At 41.1% G+C, this 479-nt stretch carries 1 protein-coding gene; it reads right to left on the bottom strand.

Annotated elements, in window-relative coordinates; genetic code table 11:
- Positions 1–479, bottom strand: a 479-nt coding sequence (locus tag J7R10_RS08590; protein ID WP_281432512.1) for a beta-ketoacyl synthase N-terminal-like domain-containing protein, incomplete at both ends; no start/stop codon positions are given.

Here is a 479-nt window from a genome sequence, read left to right as displayed (position 1 = left end):
TCTGTCTGTTTGATCCGTGATAATCTGGCTAATTTCAGCATAAACACGTGCATTACGTTTTCTTGCGGGTTCCCCATTTTCAAGGACTAGAAAGATACCTCCAGAACCCGTTATAACACCACCACCAGGATAATTTTTACGGTCCCATACCGGTGTCCATCCACCTCTAGTTAAGAGACCTCCAAGTTCATGGGCCAATAACATATCATAACTTTGTGTGTTATAAGAGCTTCCTACCAGTGCATGGGTACTTTGACCTGATCGAATACGAGCTACAGCAATTTGAAATGCAGAAAGCCCACTACCTTCTTCTCCCATAAACGTGCGAGAAGACCCTGTTACTTTATGAACAATTGAAATATTTCCAGCTAAAAGATTTGAGAGTTGTGCCAAAAACAAAGTTGGACGAAGTTCAGTCGAAAGAACCGAATTTAACATGAATGCATGATCAGGTACTTTACGTGCTTGTGAGAGAATTT

Origin of the sequence: Bartonella vinsonii subsp. berkhoffii ATCC 51672 (assembly GCF_902825225.1) — a bacterium.
Taxonomy (GTDB): domain Bacteria; phylum Pseudomonadota; class Alphaproteobacteria; order Rhizobiales; family Rhizobiaceae; genus Bartonella; species Bartonella berkhoffii.
This window is presented reverse-complemented; position numbering and strand designations above follow the sequence as displayed.